The organism is Actinomycetospora sp. TBRC 11914, assembly GCF_012933465.1.
Classification (GTDB): domain Bacteria; phylum Actinomycetota; class Actinomycetes; order Mycobacteriales; family Pseudonocardiaceae; genus Actinomycetospora.
In genome coordinates, this window is record NZ_JABBND010000001.1 from 1230806 (window position 1) to 1237903 (window position 7098).

At 73.5% G+C, this 7098-nt stretch carries 9 protein-coding genes; 6 read left to right on the forward strand and 3 right to left on the reverse strand.

Annotation, left to right across the window (positions count from 1 at the left end; all coding sequences use genetic code 11):
• Position 1: 1 nt before the first annotated feature.
• The 4 genes from catC to HH311_RS05865 all read left to right on the forward strand — a co-directional run bounded on the left by catC (position 2) and on the right by HH311_RS05865 (position 2567).
• A complete protein-coding gene (catC, locus tag HH311_RS05850) occupies positions 2-283 on the forward strand; it encodes a muconolactone Delta-isomerase (RefSeq protein ID WP_169182537.1) in 282 nt (93 codons plus the stop codon).
• Positions 284-350: 67 nt separating this feature from the next.
• A complete protein-coding gene (pcaD, locus tag HH311_RS05855) occupies positions 351-1121 on the forward strand; it encodes a 3-oxoadipate enol-lactonase (RefSeq protein WP_169182538.1) in 771 nt (256 codons plus the stop codon).
• A gap of 10 nt (positions 1122-1131) precedes the next feature.
• Positions 1132-1935, forward strand: coding sequence for a CoA transferase subunit A (locus tag HH311_RS05860; protein WP_211189515.1), 804 nt, complete (start codon positions 1132-1134; stop codon positions 1933-1935).
• A complete protein-coding gene (locus tag HH311_RS05865) occupies positions 1932-2567 on the forward strand; it encodes a CoA transferase subunit B (protein WP_169182539.1) in 636 nt (211 codons plus the stop codon). The genes HH311_RS05860 and HH311_RS05865 overlap by 4 nt, the downstream gene beginning before the upstream one ends.
• An 89-nt stretch (positions 2568-2656) precedes the next feature.
• Here HH311_RS05865 and HH311_RS05870 read toward each other — a convergent pair whose 3' ends face one another.
• Positions 2657-3319: a class I SAM-dependent methyltransferase gene (locus HH311_RS05870; protein ID WP_169182540.1), complete on the reverse strand. Its 663-nt coding sequence runs from the start codon at positions 3317-3319 to the stop codon at positions 2657-2659.
• Positions 3320-3351: 32 nt separating this feature from the next.
• On the reverse strand, positions 3352-4239 hold the full coding sequence (locus tag HH311_RS05875) for a hydroxymethylglutaryl-CoA lyase (RefSeq protein WP_169182541.1): 888 nt from the start codon (positions 4237-4239) through the stop codon (positions 3352-3354).
• Positions 4240-4384: 145 nt separating this feature from the next.
• On the opposite strand from HH311_RS05875, the gene HH311_RS05880 reads away from it, so the two are divergent.
• Positions 4385-4813 carry a CBS domain-containing protein gene (locus HH311_RS05880; RefSeq protein ID WP_169182542.1) on the forward strand — a complete coding sequence of 143 codons (429 nt, stop codon included), beginning with the start codon at positions 4385-4387 and terminating at the stop codon, positions 4811-4813.
• Here the strand turns inward: HH311_RS05880 and HH311_RS33130 are convergent.
• Positions 4798-5997 carry a glycosyltransferase gene (locus HH311_RS33130; protein ID WP_169182543.1) on the reverse strand — a complete coding sequence of 400 codons (1200 nt, stop codon included), beginning with the start codon at positions 5995-5997 and terminating at the stop codon, positions 4798-4800. The two genes, HH311_RS05880 and HH311_RS33130, sit on opposite strands and share 16 nt — an antisense overlap.
• Before the next feature lie 85 nt (positions 5998-6082).
• Between HH311_RS33130 and HH311_RS05890 the strand changes: the two genes are divergently transcribed.
• On the forward strand, positions 6083-7057 hold the full coding sequence (locus tag HH311_RS05890; protein ID WP_169182544.1) for an aldo/keto reductase: 975 nt from the start codon (positions 6083-6085) through the stop codon (positions 7055-7057).
• Positions 7058-7098: the final 41 nt, after the last annotated feature.

Sequence of the window (7098 nt, forward strand, 5' to 3'; positions counted from 1 at the left end):
CGTGCAGTTCCTCGTCCGCATGGACGTCCACCTGCCCCACGACATGCCCCAGGAGGTGGCCGACGACCTCCGCGCCCGCGAGAAGGCCCGCGCCCACGAGATCCAGCGCTCCGGGAAGTGGCCGGAGCTCTGGCGGGTGGTGGGGCGCTACGCCAACGTCAGCCGCTTCGAGGTCGACTCCGGCGACGAGCTGCACGAGCTGCTCTCCAGCCTGCCGCTGTTCCCGTACATGGACGTCGAGGTCACGGCGCTGACCCGGCACCCGTCGAAGCTCGACCCGTGACACCCCGGCCCTCCCGATCGCCGGAAGGCCGGTGTCGCGCGCGGCGTCCATGGGAGAGGGTGGGGGCGTGCGTCTCCACCTGACCGACGAAGGTCCGCGCGACGCGGGAACGCCGCTGGTCCTGCTCTGCTCCCTGGGCTCCACCGTCGACATGTGGTCCCCGCAGCGCGAGGAGCTCGCGCGCGAGCGGCGCGTGGTCACCGTGGACACCCGCGGGCACGGCGGCAGCCCCGTCCCCGACGGCCCCTACACGGTCCCCGAGCTCGCCGAGGACGTCCTCGAGACCCTGACCGACCTCGGCGTCGAGCGGGCCGACTTCGCGGGGGTCTCCCTCGGGGGCGCGGTGGGCCAGGCGATCGCGCTGCGGGCGCCCGGACGGACCGCCTCCCTCGCGCTGCTCTGCACCGCCGCGCGCTTCGGCAACCTGGCGACCTTCACCGACCGGGCGTCGCGGGCCCGGTCGGAGGGCATGGACGCGATCGCCGACGGCGTCGTCACGCGCTGGTTCACCGACGACTTCGCCCGCGCCGACCCGGACACGGTGTCCCGGATGCGCGACATGATCGCCGCGACCCCGCCCGAGGGGTACGCCGGCTGCTGCGAGGCGATCGTCGCCTGGGACTCGCGCGACGACCTCGGCCGCATCGCCGCGCCGACCCTGGTCGTCTCCGGCGCCGAGGACCCGGCCACGCCGCCCGACGACGGCCGGCTGCTCGCGGACGGCATCCCGGGCGCGCGGTTCGAGGTGGTCCCGGACGCGGCCCACCTCGCCTCCTACCAGCGCCCGGAGATCGTCACCGGACTGCTGGCGGCTCACCTCAAGGACTCGGGCACGTGAAAGGACGGGTATGAGCGCTATCGACAAGGTGTGGGCGTCGGCGGACGAGGCGGTGGCCGGCATCTCCAGCGGCGACTCGCTCGCCGTCGGGGGCTTCGGGCTCTCGGGGGTGCCGATCGTGCTGATCGACGCGCTGAACCGGACCGACGTCACCGACCTCAAGGTCGCCTCGAACAACTGCGGCGTCGACGGGTGGGGGCTGGGCGTGCTGCTCGAGCAGCACCGCATCTCCCGGGTCACCGCCTCCTACATCGGGGAGAACAAGGAGTTCGCCCGCCAGTACCTCGGCGGTGAGGTCGAGGTCGAGCTGACCCCGCAGGGCACGCTGGCCGAGCGGCTGCGCGCCGCCGGCACCGGCATCCCCGCCTTCTACACCCTGGCCGGGGTCGGGACGATGATCGCCGACGGCGGCCTGCCCTGGCGCTATGACGCCGAGGGCAACGTCGTCGCGACCTCGCCGGCCAAGGAGGTCCGCGAGTTCGAGGTGACCCGGCCCGACGGCACCAAGGTCCGCAAGCCCCACGTCCTCGAGACCGCGCTGGACATCGACGTCGCGCTGGTCCGCGCCGCGAAGGGCGACCGGCACGGCAACCTGGTGTTCAACAAGTCCAGCCGCAACTTCAACCCGCTCTGCGCGATGGCGGGCCGGCTGGCGATCGCCGAGGTCGAAGAGCTCGTCGAGCCCGGCGAGATCGACCCGGACGACGTCCACCTGCCGGGCATCTTCGTCCACCGCGTGGTCGAGCTGACGCCCGAGGAAGTCCAGCGCAAGCACATCGAGAAGCGCACGACCCAGGAGACGATGAACCGATGAGTCTGACCCGCGAGCAGATGGCCGCCCGCGCGGCGAAGGAGCTCCAGGACGGTTCGTACGTCAACCTCGGGATCGGGCTGCCGACCCTGGTGCCCAACTACGTCCCCGAGGGCGTGGGCATGGTGCTGCACTCCGAGAACGGCCTGCTCGGCGTCGGCCCGTACCCCTACGACGCCGAGGTCGACCCCGACCTGATCAACGCCGGCAAGGAGACGGTCACGACGCTGCCCGGCGCCAGTTTCTTCGACAGCGCGCTGAGCTTCGGGATGATCCGCGGCGGCAAGGTCGACACCGCGATCCTCGGGGCGATGCAGGTCTCGCAGACCGGCGACATCGCCAACTGGATGATCCCCGGCAAGATGGTCAAGGGCATGGGCGGCGCGATGGACCTCGTCCACGGCGCCAAGACCGTCATCGTGCTCATGGAGCACACCGCCAAGGACGGCGCCCACAAGATCGTCGAGAAGTGCGACCTGCCGCTGACCGGCCAGGGCGTCGTGCAGCGGATCATCACCGACCTGGCCGTCATCGACGTGGCCGAGGCCGGGCTGGTGCTGCGCGAGCTCGCCGACGGCGTCAGCGAGGACGAGGTCCGCGAGAAGACCGGCGCGGAGCTGACCAGCGCGCTCTGACCACACCCCCGCGAACGCACGAACGGCCGGTTCGTGACCATCGATGGTCACGAACCGGCCGTTCGTGCGTCGTGGGATGGGGCCGACCGTCAGCCCACCCGGAGCACCACCATCCGCGCGTCGACCTGCGCGGCCTTCCGGTAGTCGACGAGGTCGGTGGAGACGACCTCCACCATCGCCATCTGCGCGAGCCGGTCGACCTCGGCGCGGTAGCCGCCGGAGTCCCAGATGTCGTCGAGCACCGTCGCGACGATCACCCCGCCCGGCCGCGCCAGCCGGACGAACTCCCCGAAGGCCCCCGGCCCGACGTGCCCGTGGGTGAGGGTCCCGACGCACACGACGACGTCGTAGGCGTCCGCGGGCACGGGCAGGGCCCGCGAGAGGTCGGCCGGCGCGAGCCGCCGGTAGACCCCGGTCTCCTTGGCCTTCGCGAGCATGCCGGGCGAGAGGTCGACCCCGTCGATCGTCCGCGCCCCCCGCGAGGCGAGCGCGACGCCGACCAGGCCGGTCCCGCACCCGGCGTCGAGGATCTCCCCGTCGACCCCCGCGGCGTCGGCGACGGCGGCCGCGGCGAGCTCGGGCGCGACGTAGCCCTGGGAGTCGTCGGAGAGGTCGTCGTCGTAGGAGTCGGCCCACTCGTCGTAGAGCGCCCGCGCCTCGTCGGCGTCGGCCAGCGCGTAGGCGCGGTCGAGGAGCGGGTTGCCCGCGGTGTTGGTGTCGCGCGGCGCGGCGGGGCTCGGGGTCTCGGCCATGACCCCCATCCTCGCCCACGGCCGGACGGTCGTCAGCCGGGAAAGGAGCCGGCGCGGGGCAGGAGGGCCGGGACGCGGTAGCCGAGCGCGTCGGAGAGGAACCCGGCGATCGGGAGCAGCGCGTCGAGGTCGAGCCCGGTGCGCACGCCCATGCGTTCGAGCAGGTAGACCAGGTCCTCGGTGGCGATGTTGCCGGTCGCGGCGGGCGCGAACGGGCAGCCCCCGATCCCGCCGTTGGAGGAGTCCAACCAGTCGACGCCCCACTCGAGGGCGGCGACGGCGTTGGCGAACCCGGTGTTGCGGGTGTTGTGGAAGTGCGCCCGGGTGATCACGCCCGGCGCCACCTCGGCGACGCCGTCGAGCAGGGTGCGGACCTGGGTGGGCACCCCGACCCCGATGGTGTCCGCGACCGCGATCTCCTTCGCCCCCGCGGCCGCCGAGCGCCGCGCCACCTCGACCACCCGGGCCGGGTCGACCTCGCCGTCGAACGGGCAGCCGAACGACGTCGCGATCGTGACCGTGGCGAACAGCCCCGCCGACGCCGCCTCGGCCAGCACCTCCTCGGCGGTCTCGGTGAGGGCCTCGGTGGTGGAGTTCTGGTTGGCCTTGGCGAACCCGTCCGAGGCCGGGACGACGACGTTGACCTCGTCGACCCCGGCGGACACCGCGCGGTCGTAGCCGCGGCGGTTGAGGACCAGCCCGATGTGCGAGACGCCCTCGGGGCGCGGCACCCGCTCCATCACCGCCTCGGCGTCGGCCATCGCCGGGACCAGCTTCGGGTGCACGAACGACGCCGACTCGATGCGCCGCGCGCCCGCGGCGATCGCCTGCGTGATCAGCTCGACCTTCGCGTCGGTCTCGAGCACCGCGCGCTCGTTCTGCAGCCCGTCGCGGGGACTCACCTCGACGATCCCGACCATCGCACGTCCTCCCGTCGTCCCGACCCCGCCGAGGGTAGTGCGCCGTGCGCCGTCCGGGATCGGACGAAAGCCCCCGACGGGACCCTTCCCGGTGTGAGCCGAGCGTGAGACCGTCGTCACACACCGCCTGACGAAGGAGTCGACGATGCGCATCCGTGACGTCCTCGCCGGCAAGGAAGCCGGGGTCCTGACGGTCGAGCCGAGCACCCCGGTGCCCGGCCTGCTCACCGCACTCGCGGCGCGCGGGGTCGGGGCGGCGGTGGTCGTCGACGACGACGGCGCCGTGGTCGGCATGGTGTCCGAGCGCGACGTCGTCCGGCACCTGCACCACCGCGGCGCGCCGCTCCTCTCGGAGACCGTCTCGACGATCATGACCGGCCCCGTCACCACCTGCGGTCCGGCGGACGAGGTCGACGCGCTCGCCGCGGTCATGACCCAGCGCCGCATCCGGCACATCCCGGTGGTGGAGGACGGGAAGCTGACGGGGATCGTCAGCATCGGTGACGTCGTCAAGACGCGGCTCGACGAGCTGGAGGCCCACCGCGACCAGCTCGAGGCCTATATCGCGGGCTGACCCGGGACGGCCCACCGCTCGACCCGCGCCGCGACCTCGTCCGGGGCGGGCAGCGCGGCCACCTCGGCCGCGAGCGCGCGCGCCGCGGCGAGCTCCCGGCCACCGCCGAGGAGCGCGGTCACGGCCGCCGTCACGGCCTCGCCCGTGACCTCGTCGCCGCGCAGCTGCACGCCCGCGCCCACCGTCGTGACGGCCTGGGCGTTGGAGAACTGGTCGGCGCCCTGGGGCAGGAGGACCTGGGGGACGCCGGCGCCCGCGCACGCGAGCGTCGTCCCGCTGCCGCCGTGGTGCACGACGAGCGCCGGTGGGGCGGCCACGCCGTCGACCGCGCCGCGGAGCAGGTCGGCCTGCGGCACGAACGACTCGACCTGCACGCCCCGCCGCTCGAGCCCGGCCAGCTCCCCGGCGTCGACCGAGCCGGCGGCCACCAGCACGTCGACGTCGAGCGCCGACAGTCCGTCCAGGGCGGTGCGCAGCACGCCGGCCTCGCCGAACGACGTGCCGAGCGTCAGCAGCACCCACGGCCGGCCGGTGAGCCGGCGCGGCGCGAACGGGGTCGGCGGGTTCCAGGCGACCGGGCGCAGCGGCAGCTCGGTGAGGCCGGCGAGGTGGGCCACCGAGTCCGGCTCCTGCAGCGACGGCGGGCAGAGGTCGAGGTAGGCGTGCCCGAGCGCGTCCCCCTCGGCCAGCGGCACCGCGAGCTCCGCGGCGACCGTCGCGAGCCGTGCCGGCACCGTCACGCTCATCGGGGCGACCGGGGAGGGTCGCCGCCCGAAGGAGTGCAGCACGCACGGGACGCCGAGGACGCGGGCCGCCAGCGCCGCACCCGGGTCACCGACCTCGGCGACCACGACGTCGGGCGGCTGCTCGCGCAGGCGCGGGACCAGATCGCCGGCGACCGACCGCGGCAGCACCGCGCCGAAGACCTCGCTCGCGACCTCGCGCATGACCTCCTGGTCGGACGGGCGCTCGGTCAGCCCGCGGCCGATCATCACCTCGCGGAACGCCTCGGTCGCCGGGCGACCGACGGCCGTCGTCGGGACCCCGGAGGTCGCGATCACGGGCTCCAGGTCGGGGCCGGTCGCGAAGGTGACGTCGTGCCCGGCGTCGTGCAGGGCCCGGGCGAGCGGCACCAGCGGGAAGGCGTGGCCGGGGGCGCCGAGGGCGGCGACGAGGATGCGCACGGGCGCCCACTGTTCCCCAGCGGGGTGCCCGGGAGGTGACCGGCACCGCCGTTCCGCCGGTCCCCCGCCGGGGTAGCCAACCCGTATGAAGACGACGAGGTTGGGCAAGACCGGGCTCGAAGTGTCGCGCATCGCGTTCGGGACCTGGCAGGTCTCCGGGGAGTGGGGCTCCTACGACGCCGAGCAGGCCCAGCGGGCGATCCGTCACGCCCTCGACCTCGGCGTGAACTTCTTCGACACCGCCCAGGCCTACGGGTTCGGCGAGGCCGAGGAGGTGCTCGCCGGGGCGCTGCGCCACGAGCTCGACCACGACCGCGACTCGGTGGTCATCGCCACCAAGGGCGGCATCAACCCCGGCGGCGACAGCCCCCGCGACTCCAGCCGCGAGTACCTGCGCTCCGGGGTCGAGTCGAGCCTGAAGGCCATGAAGATCGACCACGTCGACCTCTACCAGGTCCACTGGCCGGACGAGCAGACGCCGTTCGAGGACACCGCGGGCTACCTGCAGGAGCTGGTCGACGAGGGCAAGATCCGCCACGTCGGGGTGTCCAACTACGACGAGCGCCAGATGGCCGCGTTCGACCGGCGTCGCCCCGTCGAGACCCTGCAGCCGCCGTACCACCTGTTCCGGCGCGGCATCGAGGCCGACGTGCTGCCCTACGTGCGCGAGCACGACATCGGCACGCTGGTCTACTCGCCGCTCGGCTCGGGCCTGCTGACCGGGACGATGGACGAGCACACCTCGTTCGAGGACTCCGACTGGCGCTCGCAGGCCTCGGCCTTCCAGGGCGAGAAGTTCCGCACGAACCTCGCCGTGGTCGACCGGCTCAAGAACTTCGCCGCCGAGAAGGGCATCGAGGTCTCCCAGCTGGCCATCGCGTGGGTGCTCGCCCAGGACGGGATCGACGTCGCGATCGTCGGTGCCCGCTCGGACCGCAACATCGAGCGCTCGCTGGCGGCGGTCGACGTCGAGCTCACCCAGGACGACCTCGCCGAGATCGAGAAGCTCACGGCCGACCACATCGAGGTCTCCGGCGCCTCCCCCGAGGGCGTCGCATAGGTGGCCTGCGGCCTTGTGAGCACTAAGTGTCGCTATACCGG